At 67.6% G+C, this 24,595-nt stretch carries 24 protein-coding genes; 17 read left to right on the forward strand and 7 right to left on the reverse strand.

The annotated features are described in order from the left end of the window. Positions 1-19: 19 nt before the first annotated feature. From ACIA58_RS35295 to ACIA58_RS35315, 5 genes are read left to right on the forward strand one after another with little or no spacing between them, the layout of a single operon-like run. Positions 20-1,315: a sugar ABC transporter substrate-binding protein gene (locus ACIA58_RS35295; RefSeq protein WP_396408186.1), complete on the forward strand. Its 1,296-nt coding sequence runs from the start codon at positions 20-22 to the stop codon at positions 1,313-1,315. A 4-nt stretch (positions 1,316-1,319) separates the two neighbouring features. Beyond that, complete coding sequence (locus ACIA58_RS35300; RefSeq protein ID WP_396408187.1) at positions 1,320-2,261, forward strand: carbohydrate ABC transporter permease; 942 nt, start codon at positions 1,320-1,322, stop codon at positions 2,259-2,261. Continuing rightward, positions 2,261-3,073, forward strand: coding sequence for a carbohydrate ABC transporter permease (locus tag ACIA58_RS35305; RefSeq protein WP_396408188.1), 813 nt, complete (start codon positions 2,261-2,263; stop codon positions 3,071-3,073). Before ACIA58_RS35300 ends, ACIA58_RS35305 begins: the two co-directional genes overlap by 1 nt. A 10-nt stretch (positions 3,074-3,083) precedes the next feature. Next, the gene (locus ACIA58_RS35310) at positions 3,084-4,658 is read left to right on the forward strand and encodes a glucoamylase family protein (protein ID WP_396408189.1); all 1,575 of its coding nucleotides are present in this window, start codon (positions 3,084-3,086) and stop codon (positions 4,656-4,658) included. Between the two features lie 12 nt (positions 4,659-4,670). Beyond that, a complete protein-coding gene (locus ACIA58_RS35315; RefSeq protein ID WP_396408190.1) occupies positions 4,671-6,485 on the forward strand; it encodes a xylan 1,4-beta-xylosidase in 1,815 nt (604 codons plus the stop codon). Here the strand turns inward: ACIA58_RS35315 and ACIA58_RS35320 are convergent. Then, positions 6,391-7,152 (reverse strand): FadR/GntR family transcriptional regulator, encoded by a 762-nt coding sequence (locus ACIA58_RS35320; protein WP_396408191.1) that lies wholly within the window; start codon positions 7,150-7,152, stop codon positions 6,391-6,393. The genes ACIA58_RS35315 and ACIA58_RS35320 overlap by 95 nt on opposite strands. A gap of 170 nt (positions 7,153-7,322) precedes the next feature. Between ACIA58_RS35320 and ACIA58_RS35325 the strand changes: the two genes are divergently transcribed. The 4 genes from ACIA58_RS35325 to ACIA58_RS35340 are packed head-to-tail and all read left to right on the forward strand — an operon-like array spanning position 7,323 to position 11,738. Beyond that, entirely contained in the window at positions 7,323-8,606 is a 1,284-nt protein-coding gene (locus ACIA58_RS35325; protein WP_396408192.1) for an ABC transporter substrate-binding protein, read from the forward strand. Continuing rightward, complete coding sequence (locus ACIA58_RS35330; RefSeq protein WP_396408193.1) at positions 8,606-9,547, forward strand: carbohydrate ABC transporter permease; 942 nt, start codon at positions 8,606-8,608, stop codon at positions 9,545-9,547. Before ACIA58_RS35325 ends, ACIA58_RS35330 begins: the two co-directional genes overlap by 1 nt. Then, complete coding sequence (locus ACIA58_RS35335) at positions 9,537-10,385, forward strand: carbohydrate ABC transporter permease (RefSeq protein ID WP_396408194.1); 849 nt, start codon at positions 9,537-9,539, stop codon at positions 10,383-10,385. Before ACIA58_RS35330 ends, ACIA58_RS35335 begins: the two co-directional genes overlap by 11 nt. A gap of 45 nt (positions 10,386-10,430) precedes the next feature. Continuing rightward, positions 10,431-11,738 carry an alpha-L-fucosidase gene (locus ACIA58_RS35340; protein WP_396408195.1) on the forward strand — a complete coding sequence of 436 codons (1,308 nt, stop codon included), beginning with the start codon at positions 10,431-10,433 and terminating at the stop codon, positions 11,736-11,738. A 46-nt stretch (positions 11,739-11,784) separates the two neighbouring features. On the opposite strand, the gene ACIA58_RS35345 is transcribed toward ACIA58_RS35340, so the two are convergent. Then, a complete protein-coding gene (locus ACIA58_RS35345) occupies positions 11,785-12,375 on the reverse strand; it encodes a MaoC family dehydratase (protein WP_396408714.1) in 591 nt (196 codons plus the stop codon). A gap of 12 nt (positions 12,376-12,387) precedes the next feature. After that, positions 12,388-12,918: a general stress protein gene (locus ACIA58_RS35350; RefSeq protein ID WP_396408196.1), complete on the reverse strand. Its 531-nt coding sequence runs from the start codon at positions 12,916-12,918 to the stop codon at positions 12,388-12,390. A 76-nt stretch (positions 12,919-12,994) separates the two neighbouring features. Between ACIA58_RS35350 and ACIA58_RS35355 the strand changes: the two genes are divergently transcribed. From ACIA58_RS35355 to ACIA58_RS35365, 3 genes are all read left to right on the forward strand, one after another. After that, a complete protein-coding gene (locus ACIA58_RS35355; protein WP_396408197.1) occupies positions 12,995-14,101 on the forward strand; it encodes a magnesium and cobalt transport protein CorA in 1,107 nt (368 codons plus the stop codon). 174 nt (positions 14,102-14,275) lie between these two features. Further along, positions 14,276-15,289 carry an ArsR/SmtB family transcription factor gene (locus tag ACIA58_RS35360; RefSeq protein WP_396408198.1) on the forward strand — a complete coding sequence of 338 codons (1,014 nt, stop codon included), beginning with the start codon at positions 14,276-14,278 and terminating at the stop codon, positions 15,287-15,289. Between the two features lie 156 nt (positions 15,290-15,445). Continuing rightward, positions 15,446-15,910 (forward strand): hypothetical protein, encoded by a 465-nt coding sequence (locus ACIA58_RS35365; RefSeq protein WP_396408199.1) that lies wholly within the window; start codon positions 15,446-15,448, stop codon positions 15,908-15,910. On the opposite strand, the gene ACIA58_RS35370 is transcribed toward ACIA58_RS35365, so the two are convergent. Next, on the reverse strand, positions 15,911-17,101 hold the full coding sequence (locus ACIA58_RS35370) for an acyl-CoA dehydrogenase family protein (RefSeq protein ID WP_396408200.1): 1,191 nt from the start codon (positions 17,099-17,101) through the stop codon (positions 15,911-15,913). A gap of 107 nt (positions 17,102-17,208) precedes the next feature. After that, entirely contained in the window at positions 17,209-18,663 is a 1,455-nt protein-coding gene (locus ACIA58_RS35375) for a serine/threonine-protein kinase (protein ID WP_396408201.1), read from the reverse strand. Between the two features lie 131 nt (positions 18,664-18,794). On the opposite strand from ACIA58_RS35375, the gene ACIA58_RS35380 reads away from it, so the two are divergent. Next, a complete protein-coding gene (locus ACIA58_RS35380; RefSeq protein WP_396408202.1) occupies positions 18,795-19,460 on the forward strand; it encodes a peptidylprolyl isomerase in 666 nt (221 codons plus the stop codon). A gap of 41 nt (positions 19,461-19,501) precedes the next feature. Continuing rightward, a complete protein-coding gene (locus ACIA58_RS35385; protein ID WP_396408203.1) occupies positions 19,502-20,113 on the forward strand; it encodes a VOC family protein in 612 nt (203 codons plus the stop codon). On the opposite strand, the gene ACIA58_RS35390 is transcribed toward ACIA58_RS35385, so the two are convergent. Next, positions 20,110-21,072: an HpcH/HpaI aldolase/citrate lyase family protein gene (locus ACIA58_RS35390; protein ID WP_396408204.1), complete on the reverse strand. Its 963-nt coding sequence runs from the start codon at positions 21,070-21,072 to the stop codon at positions 20,110-20,112. The two genes, ACIA58_RS35385 and ACIA58_RS35390, sit on opposite strands and share 4 nt — an antisense overlap. Before the next feature lie 96 nt (positions 21,073-21,168). On the opposite strand from ACIA58_RS35390, the gene ACIA58_RS35395 reads away from it, so the two are divergent. Continuing rightward, entirely contained in the window at positions 21,169-21,696 is a 528-nt protein-coding gene (locus ACIA58_RS35395) for a hypothetical protein (protein WP_396408205.1), read from the forward strand. Here ACIA58_RS35395 and ACIA58_RS35400 read toward each other — a convergent pair whose 3' ends face one another. Continuing rightward, the gene (locus ACIA58_RS35400) at positions 21,697-22,665 is read right to left on the reverse strand and encodes a helix-turn-helix domain-containing protein (RefSeq protein ID WP_396408206.1); all 969 of its coding nucleotides are present in this window, start codon (positions 22,663-22,665) and stop codon (positions 21,697-21,699) included. Between the two features lie 99 nt (positions 22,666-22,764). Between ACIA58_RS35400 and ACIA58_RS35405 the strand changes: the two genes are divergently transcribed. Together ACIA58_RS35405 and ACIA58_RS35410 are read left to right on the forward strand one after the other, a co-directional pair. Beyond that, positions 22,765-24,042, forward strand: coding sequence for a magnesium transporter MgtE N-terminal domain-containing protein (locus ACIA58_RS35405; protein ID WP_396408207.1), 1,278 nt, complete (start codon positions 22,765-22,767; stop codon positions 24,040-24,042). After that, on the forward strand, positions 24,032-24,571 hold the full coding sequence (locus ACIA58_RS35410; protein WP_396408208.1) for a DUF1003 domain-containing protein: 540 nt from the start codon (positions 24,032-24,034) through the stop codon (positions 24,569-24,571). The genes ACIA58_RS35405 and ACIA58_RS35410 overlap by 11 nt, the downstream gene beginning before the upstream one ends. Positions 24,572-24,595 lie beyond the last annotated feature (24 nt).

The following is a 24,595-nucleotide window of genomic DNA, read 5'->3' on the forward strand; positions in this document are numbered from 1 at the left end:
CCGAGTGAGGAGACAACAGATGTTCACCCACAGCATCCGCCGCCGGCTGGTGATCGGCAGCGCTGCGCTCACTGCCACCGCACTGGCGCTTGCCGGCTGCGGCCGGTCGAGCGACTCCCCCGACGCGGGTTCCCAGGCCACGACGACCGTCAGCCAAGGCCCCGCGACCGGGAACCTGACCGTCTGGGCGATGGGCACCGAGGGCGAGAACCTGCCCAAGCTGATGGAGCAGTTCAAACAGGCCAACCCGGGCGTCAACGTGACCGTCACGCCGATCCCGTGGGACGCGGCGCACAACAAGTTCACCACCGCGATCACCGCGAACACGCTGCCCGACGCCGCGATGGTCGGCACCACGTGGATGGGTGAGTTCGCCGACCTCGGCGCACTCGACCCGACGCCGCAGGGGTTCGACAACTCGGGCTTCTACCCGGGCGCACTGGACACGACGAAGGTCGGCGACACGCAGTACGGCGTTCCGTGGTACGTCGAGACGCGGCTCGTGTTCTACCGCAAGGATCTCGCCGCGAAGGCCGGCGTCAGCACTCCCCCGACCGACTGGGACGGGCTGAAGGCGATGGCGAAGGCGATGAAGGACAAGGCCGGCGCGAAGTACGGGATCAACCTGCAGCCGGGTGGCACCGGGTCCTGGCAGACGGTGATGCCGTTCGCGTGGTCGGCCGGTGCGAACATCACCAGCGACGACCAGAAGTCGTTCACGTTCGACACGCCGGAGATGCAGGAGGGGCTCAAGTACTACCAGAGCTTCTTCACCGAGAAGCTGGCCGGGACGGACCTGCCGCCGAACCAGACCGAGGCGCAGTTCGTGAGCGGGCAGGTGCCGATGTTCATCTCCGGCCCGTGGATGGCCGGCTCGGTGGCGAAGGCGGGCGGCGACGCGATCAAGCCGAACATCGGCGTGTTCCAGTTGCCGAAGAACAAGTCCGCGACGTCGTTCGTCGGCGGGTCGGACTTCGTGGTGTTCAAGGCGTCGAAGAACAAGGACAGCGCCTGGAAGCTGGTCAAGTGGCTGTCGGACGCGAAGACGCAGGCGTCGTGGTTCAAGATGTCGTCGGACCTGCCGGCCGTGAAGAGCGCGTGGCAGGACCCGAGCATCGCTTCCGACCCGCTGCTGCCGGTCTTCGGCAAGCAGCTCGACGATGCCAAGGCCCCGCCGGCGATCGTGAACTGGGAGCAGATCGCCGCCCAGTTCGACGCCGAGGTCGAGAAGATGGCCAAGGCCGGCCAGTCCCCGGCCGACACCGCCAAAGCCATCCAAACCAAAGCCACCCAGATCGGCGCCGGCGGTAGCTGATCCGATGAGTGTCGTCACGCAGACGGAGCCCCAGGCGGTCCGGCGTACGTCGCCGCCCGGGGGTCCGCGACGCAGAATCACCCGGGAGACCGCCGCGGCCTGGATCCTCGTACTGCCGTTCGTTCTGCTCTTCCTGGCGTTCACGGCGGGGCCGGTGCTCGGGTCGTTGGGGATGAGCTTCACCGATATCAAGCAGCGGGATCTGCGGACGCCGTTCGCAGTGGACGGGGTCGGGTTCGGGAACTACGTCAAGGCGTTCCAGGACGAGACGTTCCGCAAGGCCGCGTTCAACACGGCGTACTTCGTGGTGCTCGGCGTACCGCTCACGCTGGTGGTGGCGCTCGCGGCCGCCGTACTGCTGGATCGCGGGGTCAAGCGGTTCCAGGCGCTGTTCAAGGTCGGGTACTACCTGCCGGTGGTGACGTCGATCGTCGCGATCGCGGTGATCTGGCGGTTCGTGCTGGCGCCCGACTCGGGTCTGCTCAACACCGTGCTCGGCTGGGTCGGGATCGACGGACCCAACTGGCTGGCGTCGAAGACCTGGGCGATGCCGTCGCTGATCGCGATGGCGGTCTGGCGGAACTTCGGCTCCGCGATGATCATCTTCCTGGCCGGCCTGCAGGGCATCCCGCAGTCGGTCGAGGAGGCCGGCCAGATCGACGGTGCGGGCCCCTGGCAACGATTTCGGCACCTGATCATGCCGTTGCTCAGGCCAACGATCCTGTTCACCAGCGTGACCACGGGCATCGGCTACCTGCAGTTCTTCGAGGAGCCGTTCGTGATGACCCAGGGCGGCCCGCTGAACAGCACGATCTCGGTCTCGATGTACACCTACAACCAGTTCGGCTTCGGCAACTACGGACTGGCCACGTCGATGGCGTACATCCTGTTCGTCGTCATCGCGGTGATCACGTTCATCCAGTTCCGGTTGCTGAGGGAGAAGTGATGCGCCGTACCTGGTGGATCTACCTGATCGGAGCGCTCGGCCTGGTCGCCGTGGCCGCGCCGTTCGGCTGGATGGTGCTCGGCAGCTTCAAGACGCAGGGCGAACTGCTCCGCGTCCCACCGACCTGGTGGCCGCAGGACGCCACCAGCCAGAACTACGACGACCTGTTCGGCAAGGCGAACTTCCCGCGGTACTTCGTCAACTCGACACTGGTCGCACTGGTCGTCACCGCGGGCAACCTGATCTTCTGCTCGATGATCGGCTACGCGCTGGCCAAGCTGCGGTTCAAGGGCCGCAACGCCTTGTTCGTCGTGGTGATGGCCACGCTGATGATCCCCGGCATGGTCACGTTCGTACCGCTGTTCATCCTGGTCACCAACGCCGGCCTGGCCAACACCTACCCCGGCCTGATCCTGCCGTTCCTGGTCTCGCCGTTCGGCGTGTTCCTGATGCGGCAGTTCTTCCTCGGGCTGCCGGACGACCTGATGGACGCCGGCCGGGTGGACGGCAGCGGCGAACTGGGGATCTTCGCCCGGATCATGCTGCCGCTGACCAGGCCCGCGCTGGCCACGCTCGGCATCCTCACCTTCCTCGGCTCCTGGAACAACTTCCTCTGGCCGCTGGTGATCGCCCAGACCGAGGACAAGTACACCCTTCCCGTCGCCCTGGCGCTGTACTCGACCGGACAGAACGCGCAGAACTACGGCCTGCTGATGGCCGGCGCGGTCGTGGTCGTCCTTCCGGTGCTGGTGATGTTCCTGGCCTTCCAGCGGCACGTCACCAAGGGCATAGCCATTACCGGACTCAAATAGGAGACGTTCGATGACCGCCATCATCAGTCGCCGTACCCTGCTCGCCTCGACCGGAGCGCTCGCGCTCGCCGGGGTCGAATCACCCGCCTTCGGAGGAACGCCCGATCCCGCCGTACTGCTCAAAGGCGGATGGAAGCCGAGCCGCGACGACAAAGCTCTGGTCGGGCGATGGGCCCGTGACACCTGGCGCAGCCTCGTCGCGATGACGGACGAGCACACCGGGCTGCCGGCCGACAACATCGGGGAGTCCGTGACCAGCCCCGTGCGGAGCAACTACACCTCCCCCACCAACATCGGCGGCTACCTGTGGAGCACGGTTGTCGCGAAGCACCTCGGCATCATCTCGCCGCAGGAGTCGCTGCGCCGGCTCACGCAGACGCTGACCACGATGAAGAACGCCGTACATCACGAGCCGAGCGGCATGTACTTCAACTGGTACGACGAGGCGACCGGTGAAGTGCGCACGGTCGACCCGGACGGCACCAAGCCGATCACTCCGTTCGTGTCGAGCGTCGACAACGCCTGGTTCGCCTGCGCGCTGATGGTCGTCCGGAACGCCGAGCCGCGTGCTCGCGCCCTGGCCGACTCCGTGCTCGGGCGGATGAACTTCAAGTTCTACTACAACCCCGATGCCCGTCCCGGCGGCCTGATGCGCGGTGGCTTCTTCGAGACCCCGCCGCCGGACGAGGAGACCGACAAGGGCAACCACGCCGGCGTCGGCCCGGACGTGTACTACCGCAAGTTCCACTACGACACCTGCAACACCGAGGCGCGGATCGCCGGCTATATGGGCTTCGCGCTCGGTCAGGTCCCGCACACGCAGTACTTCGCGACGTACCGCACCTTCCCGGACACGTGCGACTGGTCCTGGGTGGAGCAGAAGCCGAAGGGCGTGCACCGGACGTACCTCGGGCTCGACGTCTTCGAAGGCACCTACTCGTACCGCGGGATGCGGATCGTCCCGTCCTGGGGCGGCGACATGTTCGAGTCGCTGATGCCGGACCTCTTCGTCCCGGAGGCGACCTGGGCGCCGCGCAGCTGGGGCATCAACCACCCGCTCACGGTCCGCGCGCAGATCGAGCACGGTCTCGACGACGCTCGCTACGGCTACTGGGGCTTCTCGCCGGCGTCGAACCCCAAGGGCGGGTACTCCGTCTACGGCGTCGAGCCGCTCGGCATGGACCCGACCGGCTACCCGTCCGACCTCGAGGGCACCAACTACGACGGTGGATTCGAGGGCTGCCGCGAGGGCACCAACCCGAACCCGGCGTACGGCGACGGCGTCGTCACCCCGCACGCGGCCTTCCTCGCGATGTCGTACGCACCGCGGCAGGCGATCGACAACCTGCACAAGATCGAGTCGGACCTGCACGCCTACGGCGGCGGCGGCTTCTACGACTCGGTCGCGGTGAAGTCCGGGCTGATCGCGAAGCGGTACCTGTCCCTCGACCAGGCCATGGTGATGGGTGCCATCGGCAACGTGTTCGGCAACGACCTGATCCGGCGGAGCTTCGGCAGCCGGACGGTGGAGAGCCGGATCCGGCCGCTGATCGCGATGGAGCAGTTCGAATCCGGCCTCGAATAGGAGACCCTCTTTATGCAGAACGACGCCCAGAGATCGGCACGGACCGACTGGGACGAGCGGATCGCGCTCCGCAGCGACGAGGAGCGCGAGTTCGCCTTCCCGGACCTCGATCCGCCCAAGGAGGTCAGCGCGGTCGGTGGTGTCGGTCAGGTGACGATCGACTGGTCACCGGTCGACGGCGCCGCCGGATACCTGGTCCTCCGCGGGACGGGCGCGCACGGCGAGCTCCAACCGGTCGATCATCACAGCGGCGACATCCTGTCGGTGCCGTCGCCGCCGTACGTCGACACGACGCTCACCCCGGGGACGGCGTACCGCTACGCGGTGGCGAGCGTTCCCGAGGTGACCGTGCAGGACGGGCGTCCGAGCCAGATCGTCGGCGCCGTCCCGCTGGTCGCCGACGGCGCCGTTCCGGCTGTCGAGGTGACGGTGGATGTGGTTGCCGAGGGCACCGAGCTGGCGAAGCCGTGGGCGCCGATGATCGGCAGCGAGCGGTTGAGCCAGCTGCTTTGCACGGACCAGACCGGTGGGCACGAGATCGGGGTCGAGCTCGAGGACGCGCTGCGCCGGATGCACGACGAGATCGGGGTACGCACGGTCCGCGCGCACGCGATCTTCCACGACGACACGCACGTGATCACCGAGTCCGGGTACGACTTCTCCGTCGTGGACGCGATCTACGACAAGCTGCTGTCGATCGGGCTGCGGCCGGTGGTCGAGCTCGGTTTCATGCCTCGCGAGCTCGCCGGCGATCCGTCGAAGACGGTCTTCGAGTACGGCGCGATCATCTCGCCGCCGGCGTCGTACCAGCGCTGGCACGACCTGGTCCGCGCACTGGTGCTGCACCTGGTCGACCGGTACGGCCTCGACGAGGTGCTGACCTGGGACTTCGAGGTCTGGAACGAAGCCAACCTCGAGGTCTTCTGGTCCGGGACCAAGGCCGAGTGGATGCAGCTGTACGACGTGTCCGCGGCCGCGGTGAAGTCCGTGGATCCACGGCTCGCCGTCGGCGGCCCGTCGTCCGCGGCGGCCGGTTGGGTGGACGACCTCCTCGACCATGCCAAACGGTATGGTATGCCGGTCGATTTCGTGTCGACGCACACGTACGGCTCACCGCCGCTCGACGTACGCGCGTCGCTGGAGCGGCACGGGTTCGGCGACGCGCGGGTGCTGTGGACCGAGTGGGGCGTGACGCCGACGCACTTCAACCCGATCAACGACTCGGTGTTCTCAGGCGTGTTCCTGCTCCGCGGCATGAAGTCCGCGGCCGGCCGGATCGACGCGCTCTCGTACTGGGTCGCCTCGGACCACTTCGAGGAGCTGGGCCGTCCAGCGCGGTTGCTCCACGGCGGATTCGGCCTGCAAACCGTTGCTGGGCTGGCGAAACCGCGGTACCACGCAATGACGCTGCTGAGCCGGCTAGGCCCGGTAGAGCTCCCCGTCACCCTCACCGGCGACGGTGCCGACAGCCTCATCGAAGCCTGGGCGTCCCGCGACCGCGACCGGATCGCCGTACTGCTGTGGAACCTCACGCTTGATCAGACGAAGGCGGACGGCGCATCGGAGCTGACCAGGAACGTTCGCCTCCAACTCCCCGGCGTGGACCCGTCGTGGCAGGCCACCGCAACCACCCTGGCGATCGGTGCCGGCGACATCGCCGCAGCGGCCGCAGACCTGGGCGATTGGCCGACTGACGCTGAGCTTGTCGAGTTGGCCGAGCGCAGCCGGATGGTCAGTACTCCACTGGAGTTGCTCGACGGAGTGGTCGAACTGTCCCTCCCGATGCCGAGCGCAGTTCTCGTGGAGCTTCGTCCTCGTCGAGGTTGACGGCCTCCTGGATCCATCGCTCCACCCCCGCGATGTGCACCGTCGCCCAGGACCTGGCCACTTCCGGCTCGCGCCCCTCGATCGCGTCGAGGATGGCGCGATGCTCGGCCAGTGTCCGGGTGACGGCATCGCTCTGCGTCAGCCCCCGCCAGATCCGGGCCCGGTACGTCGGTTGCCGCAGACTGTCGATGATCGACGCCAGCGCCCGATTGCCGCTGCCCAGCGCCACCACCTTGTGGAACTCCACGTCGCTGGCCAGCAGATCCTCGACCGACGGTTCCGGGCCGAGATCGTCGAGCAGTTTGCGCAACGCGGCGATGTCGTCGTCGGCCATCCGGAGCGCCGCCCGCGCGGCCGCGGCCGGCTCGAGGATCCGCCGTACCTCGAAGAACTCCAGCACCGACGCGTCCTGGTGCAGATCGAGGACGAAACCCATCGTCTCCATCAGCAGCGACGGGTCGAGACTGGTCACGAACGTGCCGTCGCCCTGCCGGACCTCCAGCACCCGGATCAGCGCCAGCGCCTTCACCGCCTCGCGCAATGAGTTCCGGGACAGGCCGAGGCGGGCGGCCAGGTCGGCCTCCCGCGGCAAGCGATCGCCGGGCCGCAACTCCCCGGCCACGATCATCTGCTTGATCCGGTCGATCGCTTCGTCGGTGACGCGCATCGCCCCGCCTCCAGAATATTGCTGAGACATCCGATGTTCCAGCACGATACATCGGATGTCTAGGGCTGAATTGCCGGTTTAGGTCGTGAATTGTGGCCATGAGGTGTTGACTGTCGCGAAGACCACCGACTATAGATCGGATGAATCAGTACATCCCCTGGAGGTCAGCGATGAAAGCAACACCAGTGCGGGCGCACCGCTGGGCCCTGAAAACCGGCATGGCCGCGCTCTCGGTTCTTGCCCTGACCGCCGTCGCGGCCTGTGGCGGCGGCAACAGTGGCAGTAGCGGTAGCTCCGGCTCGACGGACAAGGCCGATCTGACCTGGTCGTTCTGGGTCGCCGGCACCGAGGACCAGGCCGCCTGGCAGAAGGTCGCCGACCAGGCCCACACCGATCACACCGGGATCACCGTCAAACTCCAGGGCGCCCCCTGGGACAGCTACTGGTCGAAGATCGGAACCACGCTGGCCGGCGGCAAGGCACCCTGCATCATCGGCATGCAGAGTCTGCGGATGGCGTCGTATGCCGGCGCGATGTTGCCGCTGGACGACCTGATGAAGAAGTACGGCATGAAGGCCGAGGACTTCGACAAGCCGATCATGGACGGCCTGAAGGCGGACGGGAAGCAGATCGCGATCCCGTACGACTCCGGCCCGATGGTGATCTTCTACAACAAGGACATGTTCAAGGCCGCCGGCGTCCCCGACCCCAAGCCGGGCTGGACGATGGACGAGTTCAAGACAGCCGCGAAGAAGCTGACAGCCGCCGGCAAGACCGGCCTGGTCACGACCCCCGGCGACCTGGGCACCATGTCCTGGGTGCGGACGATGACCGGCGCCGAGCCGCTCGCCGACGGCAAGCTCAACTTCACCGACCCGAAGTTCGAGCAGGGCTTCTCGCAGTACGCCGACTTCGTCAAGACCGACAAGATCGCCCCGCAGGTACCGGGCGGCAACCCTGACTTCGAGACCCAGCAGTTCACCGGCGGCAAGGCCGCGATGCAGCTGAACGGGCCGTGGTCGCTGATCGACACCAAGGGCAAGGTCAAGTTCAACCTCGGCATCGCACCGATCCCGGCCGGTCCGGACGGCTCCAAGACCTACACCGCCGGCTCCGGCTTCGGCATCTCCCGGTCCTGCAAGACCCCGGACGCGGCCTTCCAGGCGATCATGTCGATGACGAGCGTCAAGCCGCTGACCACGCTGGCCCAGGCCGGTCGCGCGTACCCGTCCCGCACCGTGGCGCACCCGGCCTGGTTCACCGCCGCGGGGATCGCCGGCGCGAAGGAGACCATCGACTACGCCTCCGAGAACTCGGTGCCGCTGGTCACCTCGAAGAACTGGGTCCAGGTCGCCGACCTGCTCAACCGGTTCGGAACGCAGGCGCTGAACGGTGAGATCCCGCCCGACCAGGCGCTGAAGACCATCCAGGACCAGGCAGGCGCTGGTTCCTGATGGCAACCGACACCACCGTCGCTCCCCCGGCCGCACCTCCTGGTGCCGCCCGGGCGGGGCGCCGGCCCGCGTTGCGCCGGGACGGTCGGTACGCGTCGGTCTTCCTGGCGCCGAGCCTCGTCGGGCTGGCACTGTTCACGTTGTTCCCGACCGCGATGGCGCTCGGCATCAGCCTGTTCGACTGGCCGGTGTTCGGCACCCGCTCGTTCCTCGGCATCGACAACTACACGCATCTGCTGCACGACCCGGTGTTCCGCCGGGTGGTGCTCAACACCGTGCTGTTCGTGGTGCTGTATGTCCCGCTGAACGTGGTCGTCTCGCTCGGGCTCGCGGTCTGGCTCGGCCCGCAGATCAAGGGCCGGCAGATCTTCCGGGTGCTGTTCTTCATCCCGGTGATGACGCCGATGGTCGCGAACGTGATGGTCTGGCGGCTGCTGTTCCAGCCGGGTGGGCTGATCGACGGCGGCCTGCAGAGCTGGTTCGGCATCGACGCGCCGAACTTCCTCGGCTCGTCGAACTGGGCCATGCCGGCCATCGTCGCGATGTCGATCTGGCAGGGCTTCGGGTACAACTTCCTGGTCTTCTCGGCCGCGCTCGACCAGGTGCCGCAGTCCCAGCTGGAGTCCGCGCAGATCGACGGCGCCGGACCGCTGCAGCGGTTCCGCTACATCACCTGGCCGATGATCACCCCGTCGATGTTCTTCGCCACCACGATGACGCTGATCACCTCGTTCCAGGTGTTCGCGCAGCCGTTCATCCTGACCCAGGGCGGTCCGGGCGTGGCCACCCAGACCATCGTCATGTACGTCTACAACCAGGGCTGGCAGTTCCTCACGATGGGGCTGGCGTCGGCGGCCGGCTGGGTGCTGTTCGTGATCATCATGGGCATCACCGCGATCCAGTTCTTCGGCCAGAAGCGGTGGGTGAACTATGACGTCTGAGACCAACAGCGCCGTGCGCAAGGTCCGCAGCGGCGTCTCGCACATCCTGCTGATCATCGTCGCGATCGCCTTCCTCGGCCCCTTGGTGTACGCCGTGTCGACGTCGCTGAAGCCCGCCGACGAGGTGTTCACGCCGACACCGCATCTGTTCGGCTCCGAGATCCGGTGGAAGAACTATGCGGACGCGTTCACGTTCGCGCCGTTCGACCGCTATTTCCTGAACAGCCTGCTGGTGGCGGTGGCCGGCACGCTGGTGGTGGTGGCTGCCTCGAGCATGTCGGCGTACGCCTTCGCGCGGCTGAAATTCAGGGGCCGTGAGCAACTGTTCGTGCTGTTCCTCGGCACGCTGATGGTGCCGCAGGAAGTGCTGATCGTGCCGATGTACTGGCTGATGCAGTCGCTCGGCTGGGTGGACAGCTACTGGGCGCTGATCCTGCCCTGGGCGTTCACCGCGTTCGGCACGTTCCTGCTGCGGCAGTTCTTCCTCACCGTACCGGCCGAGCTCGAGGAGGCGGCCCGGGTGGACGGGTGCGGCCCGTTCGGCTCGTTCTTCCGGATCATGCTCCCGCTCGCGCGGCCGGCCATCGCCGTACTGACCGTCTTCACCTTCATCAGCTTCTGGGGCAGCTTCCTGTGGCCGCTGATCATCATCAACAGCGTCGAGGACAAGGGCACGGTGCCGTTGGGTCTGGCGCAGTTCGTCGGCCAGCAGGGCACCCAGTGGAACCTGATGATGGCGGCGTCGGTGATGGCGATGATCCCGACCGTGCTGCTTGTCGTCCTCCTGCAGAAACACCTTGTCCGCGGCCTGCTCGTCACCGGACTCGGCGGCCGTTAACCAGCTCGCCCCGACCGTCCCTTCCTTCCCTTCCAAGGAGTTTTGATGACTGATACGCCTCCCGCGGCTTCTGTCGAGCGGTTCCGCGACTGGCGGTTCGGCCTGTTCGTCCACTGGGGCCTGTACTCGCTCCCGGCCCGGCACGAGTGGGTGAAGAACCGTGAACGGCTGACCGACGAGGACTACCAGCCGTACTTCGACCACTTCGAGCCGGACCTCTACGACCCGCGCAAGTGGGCCGCGGCCGCACGTGGCGCCGGCATGAAGTACGCCGTACTCACGACCAAGCACCACGAGGGCTTCTGCCTGTGGGACTCCGAGGTGTCCGACTACACGGTCGCGCACACCGCCTGGGGTGCGGGCAAGGATCTCGTGAAGCAGTTCGTCGAGGCCTGCCGGGCCGAGGGGCTCGGGGTCGGGTTCTACCACTCGCTGATCGACTGGCACCACCCGGAGTTCCCGATCGACGTCGTCCACCCGCAGCGGTACGACGAGGAGGCCCAGGCGAAGGCCGCGGGCCGCGACGTGCAGGTGTACGCCGACTACCTGCACGCGCAGACCCGCGAGCTGCTGACGAACTACGGGCCGATCGACATCATGTGGTTCGACTTCTCGTACCCGAACCGCAACCGTGAGGACGGCCTGCCCGGACCGGGCAACGGCAAGGGTAAGGACGAGTGGCGGTCCGAGGAACTGATGGCGATGGTCCGGGAGTTGCAGCCGGACATCCTGATCAACGACCGGCTGGACATCCCCGGGGACTTCGTGACACCGGAGCAGTACCAGCCGGACGGTCCGATGGAGCGCGACGGCGTACCGGTGCTGTGGGAGGCGTGCCAGACGCTGAACGGCAGCTGGGGTTACGACCGGGACAACCTGGACTGGAAGTCACCGGAGACGCTGGTGAAGATGCTGGTCGACTCGGTCTCCAAGGACGGCAACCTGCTGCTCAACGTCGGTCCGACCGGCCGGGGCGAGTTCGACCCGCGGGCGCTGGCGACACTGGCGTCAATCGGCGAGTGGATGCGGTTGCACGAGCGCTCGATCCGCGGTGCGCGGCCGTCGGAGTTCACGCCGCCGACCGACGCCCGCTACACGCAGAAGGGCAACCGCCTCTACCTGCACCTGTTCTCCTGGCCGATGGGCCACGTGCACCTGTCCGGCCTCGGCGGGAAGGTCAAGTACGCCCAACTCCTGAACGACGCCTCGGAGATCAAGCGCATCACCAACGACCCGAAACAAACCGCCCAGAACACCCGCATGGGCGGCGTCTCCCCCGACACCCTCACCCTGAAACTCCCCATCCAACGCCCGACCGTCGAAGTCCCAGTGATCGAGCTCTTCCTCAACTGACAAACAACCCGCCCGCCGGCTAACCCCGGCGGGCCGGGGCCAGGTGTTAAGAGGTGGGGGTCGGACGACCCGGTTGTTCGCCGCCTCTGGCTTCCAGGTAGTTGTTCTTGGGGACCATTACCTTGCGGCGGAAGAGGCAGACGACTGTGCCGTCCTGTTTGTAGCCCTTGGTTTCTACGTGGACTATGCCTCGGTCGTCCTTGGACGTGGACTCCCATTTGTCCAGTACTACGGTCTCGCCGTAGATGGTGTCGCCGTGGAACGTCGGCGCGACGTGGCGCAGTGACTCGATCTCCAGGTTCGCGATCGCCTTGCCGCTCACGTCCGGCACCGACATGCCCAGCAGGATCGAGTAGATGTAGTTGCCGACCACAACGTTCTTGCCGAACTGCGTGGTCTCCTCCGCGTAGTGCGAGTCCAGGTGCAGCGGATGGTGGTTCATCGTGAGCAGGCAGAACAGGTGGTCGTCGTACTCCGTCACCGTCTTGCCGGGCCAGTGCTTGTAGACGGCACCGACCTCGAACTCCTCGTAGCTGCGCCCGAACTGCATCGCGGTCCTCCTAGATCCTGGATTTCCCCATGCTGCCGGGTCCAGGCGCCTCCGGACCGTGGCCTGGCTCTCACCGCCGCGAGAGATACATCACCTGCTTCAGTCCTGCGTCGGCTGCTGCACCGGGTGGTCCGGCATCCGCGGGTGCACCTCGCCCTTCAGCGCCAGCTTGGCCAGGTGGTTCCGTGCCTCTTCAGCGAACTTGAAGTCGCACAGCACGTCGTACGTCGTCGCCACCACCGCGGTGCGCGACGTGAAGTCACGCCGTCCGGCGGACTGCGCGTAGCTCAACCCACCGAACACCAGACCGAAGAACGCCCCCAGCACAACGCCCGTGAGCAACGCCGCGAGCCAGTTGCCGGTAGTGAACAGCCCCAGCAGCAGACCGACGAACAGACCGAACCACGCGCCGCTGGCCAGACCCGCGGTCAGCGCACGGCCCCAGGTCAGCCGGCCGGTGATCTTCTCGACCTGACGGAGGTTGTTGCCGACGATGGTCGTGTGCTCGACCGGGAACTTCTCGTCCGAGAGATAGTCGACAGCTCGCTGCGCCTCCCGGTAGGTGTCGTACGTCCCGATCGTCAGGCCGGTCGGCCTGGGGTCCATCGAGGGCATGCCCTGCGTGGTCATCGTCGTTCCTCTCCACGTGCGTCCACCCCCATCATTGCCGACGGCTGGTTACCGCGTCTTGATAGCCTCGCCGGTGATGGGCGGCCGACGGTGGGACCTGGGCGCGACACGCCGAGTAGGACGGGCCTTCGCCCGCCGCGGCGGCGCTGACGGCCGCCCGCCGGACGACGTGGTCACCGGCAAGCTGGAGGGCGCTCTGATCGACTGGGGCCTCTACCGCGACGGCATCCGCGACCACCGCGTCAATTCGTACACCGACGCACTGGCGAGAGCACGGCGCGGTCAGGGGTTCGTCTGGATCGGTCTGTTCCAGCCGACCGATCACCAGCTCGCGATCGTCGGCCAGGAGTTCGGTCTGCACCCTCTGGCGCTGGAGGATGCTTTAGAAGCGCACCAGCGCCCCAAGCTCGAGCGGTACGGCGACACGTTGTTCGCCGTCTTCAAAACGGTCACGTACGTCCCGCACCGGGATCTGACCGCGACCAGTGAGGTCGTGGCGACCGGTGAGGTGATGGTGTTCTGCGGTCCGGGATTCGTGGTCACGGTCCGGCACGGAGAGCACAGTGAACTGACCGGACTGCGCCAGGACCTGGAGAAGGAGCCGAAAAGGCTGGCGACCGGTCCAGGCGCCGTACTGCATGCCATCGCCGACCATGTCGTCGACCGGTACCTCGAGGTCGCAGACGCCGTACAGGCCGACATCGACGAGATCGAGACCGGCATGTTCACGCCTCGTGGCTGGCGCAACATCGACAAGGTCTACCAACTGAAGCGTGAGGTACTGGAGCTCAAGCGGGCTGTAGCACCGCTGACCGGACCGATGCGTTCGTTGTCGACCTTGCGGCACGCACTGATCGCCGAGGAGACCAGGAACTACTTCCGCGACGTCGACGACCACCTGCAGCGCGTGAAGGAGCAGGTGATCTCGTTCGACGAGCTGCTCAGCTCGATCCTGCAGGCCGGGCTGGCCCAGGTCCAGGTGGCCGAGAACGAGGACATGCGCCGCATCTCCGCCTGGGTCGCGATCCTCGCGGTGCCGACGATGATCGCGGGCATCTACGGCATGAACTTCGACTACATGCCCGAGCTGCGGCTCAAGTACGCGTACTTCGTCGTACTCGGCGTGATGGTGACGGCGTGCTTCGTCCTTCACCGGTTGTTCAAGCGGAACCACTGGCTCTGAGCCGGCTGTTCTCTCCTGTCTGAAATGCGACTTGGCAACCTTTTGCCATGGCCGGGAGTCCTCGCGGATTGGAATGTTCAAACAGTTGTGGAGCAATCCGGTGCCTTGATTGAATTCTGGCATCGCGTTCGGTCAGGAATCGAGCACGTTCTGCGACGAACGGGAGGGACCGCGGTGCTTCGAATCCACTTCACGCCACGGGATCTGGCCCGCGTCACCGTCGCCACGAAACCGGCGCCGCTGTGGGAGGTGCTGCTCAGCCTCCATATGCTGCAGCACTCGGACGGCCGGCTGATCTTCGAGGACTGGCGCCGCCACGTGCGCACGCGGGTCGCGCCGGACCAGATGCGGCTGCTGCTCGAACTGACCCCACCGAAGGGCTACTCCCCCGACTTCCTGACCCCGGCCGAGGCCGCGCCGGACTTCGACTCCGCGCTGCAGCAGGCGCTGGCGACACCGCGGCAGCAGATCCGCAGCCAGCTCGACCTGCTCGGGACGTATCGGCCGGCATCGCCGTGGACCCGGGAGCTGGCGCAGGGCGGCCGGCTGTCGATGCACAAGCTCGGCCGGGCGATCCGGTCGTACCACGACGCGGCCATCGCGCCGTACTGGAAGTCGATCGGCACGCATGTGTCCGCGGACCACGCCCATCGTGGGGAAGCGCTGGCCCGTCACGGGGTGGACCGGCTGCTGTCGTCGCTGCATCCGCGGGTCCGGTGGGTGGCACCGGTCCTGCAGGTGCTGGACATGAATGACCGCGATCTGTATCTCGATGGCAGGGGAATCGAGTTGCAGCCGTCGGCGTTCTGCTGGCAGGTCCCGACCAAGCTGCGGGACCCGGATCTGAAACCGATCCTGGTCTACCCGATCCAGCATGCGCCGGGGATCCTGCGGCAGGCGTCGACGGAGCCTGCCTCGTCGAGCGACCCGCTGGGCTCCCTGCTCGGGTCGACGCGGGCGGCCGCCCTGGAGGCGACCGTCAGCGGCTGTACGACGACCGAGCTGGCGCAACGCTGCAAGATCTCGCCGGCCGCCGCCAGCCACCAGGCGACGGTCCTGCGCGAGGCCGGCCTCATCACCACCCGCCGGGCCGGCGCGTCGGTGCGCCACGAGATCACCCAGCTGGGCATCTGGCTCCTGTCCGGCTACGGCTCCGGCCACACCCGGGCACCCGCACGCACCCCCTAGCCCCTGCCCCGCCGAGCGCTGGGCCGACCGGCACCGCCCCGCCTGTCGACCCAGCGCCCCGGCCGCCCCTGTCAGCACTTTGTCTGCGCCCGGTAAGCGCCTCCCGAGATGCTGTTCCCGCCGCCGCGGAACGGCGGCGAGAACGAGGGGAGAAGCATGCGAAAGCTCATCGGCGCGCTCGGGGCCTTGGCCATGGCAGCGGCGGCCCTGGTGGCCACGACGCCGTCGGCGCAGGGGTCGGTCTACCTGGGCATCTACGCCATCAAGACACTCGGCAACAACTACTGCATCGCCGACTCCGACGACGGCCTGTGGATGCCGGTGTGCAATCCACGGAACCGGATCGGCCAGCAGTGGGACGTCAACGCGCCGCCGAACAGCCGGGTGTTCTCGAACCGCGGCTGGGTCCACGACTGCATCGACGACAGCGTCAACGGCCTGCAGGCGCTCACGTGCAACGGGACCCCCTACCAGCAGTTCAAGCTGGTGTCCCAGAGCGACGGATCGGCGTATGTGGTGAACATCAAGACCAACGGCTGCCTGACGTTCGGCTCGGGCAACATCTACGCATCGAAGTGCCGCGGGCTGCATTCGCAGCGGTTCGTGCTGGTGGAGATCTGATCAGAGTTTGTAGTCCTCGAGGAGGCGGCGGCCGATGATCATGCGTTGGATGTCGGCCGTGCCTTCTCCGATCAGGAGCATCGGGGCCTCGCGGTAGAGGCGTTCGATCTCGTACTCCTTGGAGAAGCCGTAGCCGCCGTGGATGCGGAAGGAGTCCTCCACCACCTGGGCGCAGTACTCGCTGGCCAGGTACTTCGCCACGCCGGCCTCGAAGTCGTTGCGGGAGCCGCTGTCCTTCTTACGGGCCGCCTTCACCATCAGCTCGTGCGCCGCCTCGACCTTGACCGCCATGTCGGCCAGCCGGAACAGCACGGCCTGGTGGTCGGCGATCTTCTTGCCGAACGTCTCCCGCTGCTGCGCGTACGAGATACCCAGCTCGAACGCCCGCCGCGCGACACCGCAGCCGCGCGCGGCGACGTTCACCCGGCCGACCTCGACGCCGTCCATCATCTGGTAGAAACCCTTGCCCGGTACGCCGCCGAGGATCTGGCCGGCGTCGATCCGGTAGCCGTCGAAGACCAGCTCGGTCGTGTCGACGCCCTTGTAGCCCATCTTCTCGATCTTGCCCGGCACGGTCAGGCCCTTGTCGACCTCGCCGAATCCGGGCTCCTTCTCGACCAGGAACGTGGTCATGTTCTTGTAGACCGAGTCCTGCCCCTCGTCGGTCTTCACCAGTACGGCGACCAGGTTCGACGAGCCGCCGTTGGTCAGCCACATCTTCTGGCCGTTGATCAGGTAGCTGTCGCCCTCGCGAGCGGCCTTGGTCTTGATCGCCGCCACGTCCGAGCCGCAGCCCGGCTCGGACATCGAGAACGCGCCGCGCACCTCACCGGTGGCCATCCGGGGCAGGTACTTCTGCTTCTGCTCGTCGGTGCCGTGCTGGAGCAGCATGTACGCGACGATGAAGTGCGTGTTGATGATGCCGGACACGCTCATCCAGCCGCGGGCGATCTCCTCGACGCACAGGGCGTAGGTCAGCAGCGATTCGCCCAGGCCGCCGTACTCCTCGGGGATCATCAGCCCGAACAGGCCGAGCTCCTTGAGCCCCTCGACGATCTCGGTCGGGTACTCGTCGCGGTGCTCGAGCTCGGTGGCGACCGGGAGGATCTCGGCCTCGACGAAGGCCCGGACCGTCTTCAGGATCTCCTCCTGGATGTCGGTCAGCCCGTCGGTCTGCTGCAACCTGCTCATCGTGCGTCTCCTTCGGCCGGCTTACCCGCGAGTATCGCGGTTCTCAGCATCCCGGGACGAGGGTGACACCCGCTGTGACATCGACCACCTGATGGAGGTCGCGTGGCTCACTCGTTGTCGTTGTTGTCGTGGTCGGGGCGTGGCAGGGCCTGGCCGACCGTCTGGAACAGCGCGGCGATCTGCGGCGTCGCCTGCCAGCGGTGGTGCTGCTGTGCGTCGAACAGACGCTGCCGGGCCTCGTAGAAGTTCCGTGCGGCGGCGTCGGTGTCGCCGTGATCGAGCGCCTCGGCGGCCCGGTCCAGCTGCTGCGCCGCGTCGCGTGGAGCCTTGCTGCGGCTGCCCTGCTGAGTGGCACGGACCTGTGCGGCCAAGGTGCGCAGTCTCTGCACCAGAGCAGCCTGTGGGTTCTGCTGCGTCTGCTTAGGAGTCGGCTTGGGCGTCGCCTTCTTCGTCGGAGTCTTCGAAGGCGTCGGCTTCGGCTTCGGCGTGGTCTTGGGCGCGCTGGTCGCCTTCACCACCGGAGCGGACGGCGTACCACCAGCCTGCGCCGGCGGATCGGTTGCCACCCCTGACCGCAGCAGCAGTGCGCCTACTACCCCTGCCACCACCACAGCAGCCGCGATACCGATCTTCGCGAATGGGAGACTGCGCCGCGGCGCCCGGTGCCCGCTGGTGGCCTCCGGTTCGTCGCCGTCCTCCCACTTGCCGACACCGAGCACCTCTTCGGCCGCGGGTGACGTGAAGGCCAGCACCTGGGTCTGGTTGGCCGGTGTGAGCAGTGCGACCACGTCCGCAGCCGACGATGGACGGTCAGCCGGGTTCTTCGCCAGTAGGTGCGTGACGAGGTCCGACAGCTCCTGCGGTACGTCGGTGCGGGCGATCGGGGGCGGTGGTACGTCGAGGTGCTGCCGCATCACCACGTCGACGGTCGGCCCGGTGAAAGGCGGCGTACCGGCCAGGAGCTCGTGCAGGACACAGCCGAAGGAGTACCAGTCGCTGGCGGGGGTGGCCGGCTCGCCGCGGACCTGCTCCGGCGACACATACGACGCAGTACCGAGCAGAACGCCCAGTCCGGTCGTCTCGTTGCCCGCGCGCTTGGCGATACCGAAGTCGGTCATCTTGAGCGTGCCGTCCGGGGCCAGCAGCAGGTTGCCGGGCTTCACGTCGCGATGGACGATCCCTGCCTCGTGGGCCGCGTCCAGAGCGCGTGCGCCCTGCGTGGCGATGTCCGTGACCAGGTCAGCCGTCGGGAGCCCCGCCGTCCGCATCAGCTGCGCGAGATCGGGGCCCTGCACCAGCTCCATCACCAGGAACACGTGGTCGCCTGCTGAGCCGACGTCGTACGTCGCGACGACGTTCGGATGCGTCAGCCGCGCCGCGGCCTGCGCCTCGGCCCGGAACCGCTGGACCGCGTCCATCGGGTCGCCGTCGAGACTCCTCAGCAGTTTGACTGCCACCTGGCGGGCGAGAACGGTGTCCTCGGCCTGCCACACCTCACCTGCACCGCCCCTGCCCAGCAGGGTCAGCAACCGGTACCGACCTGCCAGTACCTCGCCGTTCACACACAACACCTTCCGCAGCGGACCGCAACACCTTAGGCGGGAAGCGCCGGAGGATCGAGTCCGCGGCCGAAACCTTCAGAAAGCCTTCCGGAACCTCTGCAGACAGCGATCGGAGTACTACCGTGTGTCGCATGAAGCGATCGATTCCCGCCCTGGTCGCGGCCGCCCTCGTCGCCGCGACACTGACTGTGACCACGACGAGTACCGCGTCCGCCGCACCGGCCCACCACCCGAAGCCGGTGGTCAAGTGCGAGTTCACACCGACTCCGGAGAACCCGGCCGCCAAACCGGTGCGGATCCCGTCCGCGACGGCACGTTCGAAGGGCACGGTCGACGTGTTCTTCCTGACCAATTACGGGCCGTTCGTGGTCCGGATGGACCGGGCCAACGCGCCCTGCGGGGTGCACAACTTCGTGCATCTGGTGCAGAGCCGGTTCTACGACTCCACCCAGTGTTTCCGGCTGACCAACTCGGCGCGGCTCGGCGTACTGCAGTGCGGCGACATCTACCGCCAGGAGGAGGGCGGACCGGGGTACAAGTTCCCCGACGAGGTGACCGGCCAGGAGACCTACCCACGCGGCACCGTTGCTTACGGCAACCAAGGTCCGGGCACGAACGGCTCGGAGTTCTTCGTCGTGCACTCGTTCGCGAACATCCCGCCGAACTACACCGTCCTCGGCCATGTGATCGCCGGCATGTCCACGTTCGACCGGATGGTCGCCGCGGGCATCGCCGACCCCGACCAGGACGGTCCGCCGGTCAGGCCGATCCGCATCTACAAGGTCTGGAGCTTCTGAGGGGAGGGTAATTCCCCGCCTGCCGGCCTTACCGTGGCGTCGTGGGCACGCGCGGACGACCGAGACATCCCGACGTACTGACCCCCGCCGAGTGGCGCGTGGTGCACCTGGTGCGGCACGGCCTGTCGAACCGGGAGATCGCGCAGCGGCGCGGGGTCAGCGTCGACGCGGTCAAGTTCCACGTCGCGAACGCGTTGCTGAAGCTCGGCCTGGACCGACGGGCCGAGCTTCGCACCTGGCGCGGCGTGCCCGCCGACAGTGCGCTACGACGATCGGGAGGCACGGACATGCTGCAGTTAGGTGCGATCGGGCAGATCGCTCGCCCGGTCAGCGACATCCAGAAGGCGGTCGGGTTCTACGGCGACGTACTCGGCCTGCCGCACCTGTACACGTTCGGAGACCTGGCCTTCTTCGACTGCGGCGGCACCCGCCTGTTTCTCAGCACCACCGCGGACATGGGTGAGCCGTCGACGCTCTACTTCCGCGTCGACGACATCCAGGTCGCGTACGACGAACTGCGCGGGCGCGGCGTGCAGTTCGAGGCCGCACCGCATCTGATCCACAAGCACGACAACGGCGTCGAAGAATGGATGGCGTTCTTCCCCGACCCGGACGGCCACCTGCTGGCGATCATGGCGCAGGTCGGGGCCTAGTCCGCCGGCGGGTGCCAGATGTCGGTGCGGGTCAGGCCGGCGGCGCGGCCCTTGGCGGAGATGACCAGGGCCATCTTGCGGGAGGCTTCGTCGATCATCTCGTCGCCGAGCATGACGGCGCCGCGTCCGCCGCCGACCTCCGACGTGTAGTGGTGGTAGGCGTCGAGGATGTTCTCGGCGTGGTCGTAGTCGTCCTGGCGTGGCGAGTAGACCTCGTTGGCGGCGGCGATCTGGTCGGGGTGCAGGACCCACTTGCCGTCGAAGCCGAGTGCGGCCGAGCGGCCGGCGACGCGGCGGAAGCCGTCGACGTCCTTGATCTGCAGGTACGGGCCGTCGATCGCCTGCTTCCCGTGGGCCCGCGCGGCCATCAGGATCTGCATCAGGATGTAGTGGTACGCGTCGCCGACGTCGTACCCGGGCGGCTGCTCGCCGACGACCAGCGACTTCATGTTGATCGACGCCATGAAGTCGGCCGGGCCGAAGATGATCGTCTCCACCCGCGGCGACGCCGTGGCGATCGCGTTCACGTTGGTCAGGCCGAGCGCGTTCTCGATCTGCGCCTCGATCCCGATCCGGCCGGGCTCGTACCCGTGCACCTTCTCCAGCTGGGTGAGCAGCAGGTCGAGCGCGACCACCTGCTCCGCGGTCTGCACCTTCGGCAGCATGATGCAGTCGAGGTTCGCGCCCGCGCCGGAGACGACCTCGATCACGTCCGCGTAGGTCCACTCGGTGGTCCAGTCGTTCACCCGGACGACGCGGAGCTTGGTGCCCCAGCCGCCCTCGTTCAGCGCGGCGACGATGTTCTTCCGGGCGTCCGGCTTCGCGATCGGCGCGACCGAGTCCTCGAGGTCCAGGAACACCTGGTCCGCGTCCAGCCCCTTCGCCTTGGCCAGGAAGCGCGGGTTGGACCCGGGCGTGGCCAGACAAGACCGCCGACTGCGTAGAACCTGCTCCGACATCGGACCTCCACTCGGTTACCCACCGGTCACCGGCAGCGTACGGCGAAACGCACGCGTCCGGCCCGGTGACATCGCTCACTGTGACACTCTTGGGCGGTGGACACCGAGGAGGCTGTGACGGAGATCGCCGCCGTCATGAAGAAGGCGGGTCTCGTCTGGCTGTCGTGGGACGGCGGACGGCCGGCCCCGGCCTGGTTCGCGACGGTCGAAGGGCAGTACGTCGTACTGGCGGACGCCGCCGAGAGTGCAGAGCAGCCGCTGCCCGGACTGGCCGCTGCGGGCTCGGCACAGGTCGTCGTACCGGCCAAACCGGCGACCAACCGGCTGGCCAGCTGGACTGCGACGGTACGGCGGCTGGAGCCCGGGACGGATGAGTGGACGGCAGCAGCCCAGGTACTGCGGACAGAGCGCCTCAACGCGGCTGGACTGGACACGCAGCTCGACCGCTGGCAGAGCGAAGCCGACATCCTCGTCCTGGAGCCCACCGGCGAGATTACCGAGGCGGCTGGACGCTACGACGCCACTCCACGAGCCGAGGCGCCGGTCCCGACCAGCGCAACCACCCGTGGCAAGGCGCCGATCACCCTCCACCGCCCAGTACGCCGCCGTCCGAAGCTGAGTTAGCTACAGCCAGCCGCGGTCGCGGGCGTGCCAGCCGAGCTGCAGACGCGAGCGGGAGTGCGTCTGCTCCATCAACTGCTGCACGCGGCGCGCCACCGTACGTCGGCTGATCCCGAGCCTCGCACCGGCCGCATCGTCGGTCAGCCCGGCGACCAGTAGTGACAGCAGATGCCGGTCCTCGGCCGACATCGCTTCCTCTGCCTGCAGGCTGTTCGCTTCGGTCACCGAGAGCGGGCTGGCCCTGTTCCACACCGTTTCGAACAGTGCGACCAGGGCGTCCAGCAGACTGCACGGATGGACCAGCAGGGCCGCATCCTGTGCCGGCGTTGCCCAGTCCAGCGGGAGCAACGCCAGCTCCCGATCCGCGACGGCCAGCTTGGTCGGAAGGACGTCCGCGATGCGCGCCTGCTCCCCCGCCCGGACGTGACTGACAGCGCTGGCGGCCAGCACCGGGTCGGCGAGAGCTGAGCTGTCGTAGACGACTCGATACGCCACACCGGCGCCTTGCCTGGCCAGCTGCGTGCTGTTCACCTCGGCGGACGCGACGTACGGCGGTGCAACCAGCTCACGCATCTCGGTCTTGGCCGTCCGCTGCACCCGGTCGAACGCCAGGCCGACCGCAGTCTCCCCCGTGACGATCTCGAGGAGCTCCTCGGTCCGCCGCGCCCCACCCTGCCTGGTCGCCTCGGCCGCCAGCCGGTACGCCGCTTTGCGGATCCGCTCGAACTCGTCCTCCTGCCGCTGGACGAGCTGCTCCACCGCAAGCTCCGGCGGCACGGGGACGATCAGCTCGCCCGGCGGCGGCGTACGGTGCACGAACCCCTCGGTCTGCAGTACGTCGATCGCCCGCTGGACCTCGTCCACCGGCCGGCCGAGTCGCGCAGCCAGATCCGCCAGCGACGCGGCACCGCGCCGGATCAGATCCAGGTACGCGGCCTCGTTCTCAGCTCCGAGACCGGTCGATCCCAGCATGTCCATCCTTACCTCGACCCCACCTCGACGTCGCCCGAGGTAAGAAGTCTACGAAGCGTCATCAGCTGCTAGTCCGGCTCCGCGGGTTAGCCTTCGGACATGACCGGATCACCGTCGCGTGTGTACGTCGCCCGGTTGGCGGGGTTGCCGGTCTACGACCCGAACGGGGACCAGGTCGGCAAGGTCCGCGACGTGGTCGCCATGATGCGCCAGGGCGACCAGCCGCCCCGCGTCCTCGGCCTGGTCGTCGAGGTGTTCACCCGGCGCCGCATCTTCCTCCCGATGACCCGTGTCACCTCGGTGGACGTCGGCCACGTCATCACGACCGGTCTGCTCAACATGCGGCGTTTCGAGCAGCGCGCGACCGAAGTACTCGTGCTGGGCGAGCTCCTCGACCGCACTGTCACCATCGCGGACACAGGGACGACCGCTGTGGTGTTCGACATGGCCATGGAGCAGTGGCGGACCCGGGACTGGCTGCTGACCAAGGTGGCGGTCCGGGAGGGCTCCAAACGGTTCCGGCGGCGCGGACAGACGCATGTGCTCGACTGGAGCGACGTGGGCGGGTTCACCCAGGTCGAGGAGGGTCAGGGCGCGACACACATCCTGGCCGCGTTCGAGTCGATGCGAGCCGCGGACCTGGCCGGCGTACTGCACGACCTGTCGGCCAAGCGCCGCAAGGAGATCGCAGCCGCGCTGGACGACGAGCGACTGGCTGATGTGCTCGAGGAGCTGCCAGAGGACATCCAGGTCGAGATCCTCGCCGGTCTGGACACCGAGCGCGCGGCCGACGTGCTGGAGGAGATGTCCCCGGACGACGCGGCCGACCTCATCGCGGAGCTGCCCACCGACACCGCCGAGCGACTGCTGACGCTGATGGAGCCCGAGGAGGCAGAGGACGTACGGCGGCTGCTGACCTACGAGGAGCACACCGCCGGCGGTCTGATGACGTCGGAGCCGGTCATCCTGCCGGTGGACGCCACGGTGGCGGATGCGCTCGCCCAGGTGCGCAACGCCGACCTCAGCCCGGCACTGGCCGCGATGATCTACGTCTGCCGCCCGCCACTGGAGACGCCGACCGGGCGGTTCATCGGGATCGGCCACATCCAGCGGCTGCTGCGCGAACCGCCCTCCCAGTTGGTGTCCGCGGCGCTGGACACCGACCTGGACGGGCTGCGGCCGGACGACAGCCTGCAGACCGTCAGCAAGTACCTGGCGACGTACAACCTCGTCGCGGCGCCAGTGCTCGACGACGAGGGCCGTCTGCTCGGTGCGGTGACTGTTGACGACGTACTGGACCACCTGCTGCCGGACGATTGGCGCGAGCACGACCACACCGAGCACCCCGAGCTGGAGGAGGACCACGATGCCTCGTGACGACCGCCGGTCCTCGGACGAGCGCCGGCTGTTCCGCGGCACGACCACGCGGCTCGACGTACCGCGGGACTGGCGGCGGACGTTCGTACCGCGGCCGACGTACGACGCCGACGCGTTCGGGCGGCTGTCCGAGCGGATCGCGCGCTTCCTCGGCACCGGGCAGTTCCTGGTCTACATGACCGCGACGATCCTGTTCTGGGTCGGCTGGAACATCTTCGCGCCGGAGGACCTGCGCTTCGACCAGTACCCGTTCATCTTCCTGACCCTCGCGCTCAGCCTGCAGGCGTCGTACGCCGCTCCGCTGATCCTGCTCGCGCAGAACCGGCAGGAGGCCCGCGACCGGGTGCAGTACGAGCGCGACCGCGACGTCGACGCCCGGACCCGCGCGGACATGGAGTTCCTGGCCCGCGAGATGGCGTCGCTGCGGATGGCGGTCGGCGAGGTCGCCACCCGCGACTTCCTCCGCTCCGAGCTCCGCTCGCTGCTCGCCGACCTGGAGCTGAAGAGCCGTGAGGACGACCGGGTTTGACCCCGAGCTACTCTCACTATCAGG

The organism is Kribbella sp. NPDC051586 (assembly GCF_044453965.1).
In the GTDB taxonomy this organism is placed as follows: Bacteria; Actinomycetota; Actinomycetes; order Propionibacteriales; family Kribbellaceae; genus Kribbella.

Bases quoted from the DNA above. Each gene is read 5' to 3' on its own strand.
- ACIA58_RS35350 (WP_396408196.1), bottom strand. From the start codon at position 12,918: ATGACCACGCAGGGCATGCCCTCGATGGACCCCAGGCCGACCGGCCTG.
- ACIA58_RS35370 (WP_396408200.1), bottom strand. From the start codon at position 17,101: ATGAGCAGGTTGCAGCAGACCGACGGGCTGACCGACATCCAGGAGGAG.
- ACIA58_RS35310 (WP_396408189.1), top strand. From the start codon at position 3,084: ATGACCGCCATCATCAGTCGCCGTACCCTGCTCGCCTCGACCGGAGCG.
- ACIA58_RS35365 (WP_396408199.1), top strand. From the start codon at position 15,446: ATGCGAAAGCTCATCGGCGCGCTCGGGGCCTTGGCCATGGCAGCGGCG.
- ACIA58_RS35330 (WP_396408193.1), top strand. From the start codon at position 8,606: ATGGCAACCGACACCACCGTCGCTCCCCCGGCCGCACCTCCTGGTGCC.
- ACIA58_RS35305 (WP_396408188.1), top strand. From the start codon at position 2,261: ATGCGCCGTACCTGGTGGATCTACCTGATCGGAGCGCTCGGCCTGGTC.
- ACIA58_RS35300 (WP_396408187.1), top strand. From the start codon at position 1,320: ATGAGTGTCGTCACGCAGACGGAGCCCCAGGCGGTCCGGCGTACGTCG.
- ACIA58_RS35400 (WP_396408206.1), bottom strand. From the start codon at position 22,665: ATGCTGGGATCGACCGGTCTCGGAGCTGAGAACGAGGCCGCGTACCTG.
- ACIA58_RS35340 (WP_396408195.1), top strand. From the start codon at position 10,431: ATGACTGATACGCCTCCCGCGGCTTCTGTCGAGCGGTTCCGCGACTGG.
- ACIA58_RS35335 (WP_396408194.1), top strand. From the start codon at position 9,537: ATGACGTCTGAGACCAACAGCGCCGTGCGCAAGGTCCGCAGCGGCGTC.
- ACIA58_RS35325 (WP_396408192.1), top strand. From the start codon at position 7,323: ATGAAAGCAACACCAGTGCGGGCGCACCGCTGGGCCCTGAAAACCGGC.
- ACIA58_RS35410 (WP_396408208.1), top strand. From the start codon at position 24,032: ATGCCTCGTGACGACCGCCGGTCCTCGGACGAGCGCCGGCTGTTCCGC.
- ACIA58_RS35355 (WP_396408197.1), top strand. From the start codon at position 12,995: ATGGGCGGCCGACGGTGGGACCTGGGCGCGACACGCCGAGTAGGACGG.
- ACIA58_RS35380 (WP_396408202.1), top strand. From the start codon at position 18,795: ATGAAGCGATCGATTCCCGCCCTGGTCGCGGCCGCCCTCGTCGCCGCG.
- ACIA58_RS35390 (WP_396408204.1), bottom strand. From the start codon at position 21,072: ATGTCGGAGCAGGTTCTACGCAGTCGGCGGTCTTGTCTGGCCACGCCC.
- ACIA58_RS35320 (WP_396408191.1), bottom strand. From the start codon at position 7,152: ATGCGCGTCACCGACGAAGCGATCGACCGGATCAAGCAGATGATCGTG.
- ACIA58_RS35405 (WP_396408207.1), top strand. From the start codon at position 22,765: ATGACCGGATCACCGTCGCGTGTGTACGTCGCCCGGTTGGCGGGGTTG.
- ACIA58_RS35315 (WP_396408190.1), top strand. From the start codon at position 4,671: ATGCAGAACGACGCCCAGAGATCGGCACGGACCGACTGGGACGAGCGG.
- ACIA58_RS35295 (WP_396408186.1), top strand. From the start codon at position 20: ATGTTCACCCACAGCATCCGCCGCCGGCTGGTGATCGGCAGCGCTGCG.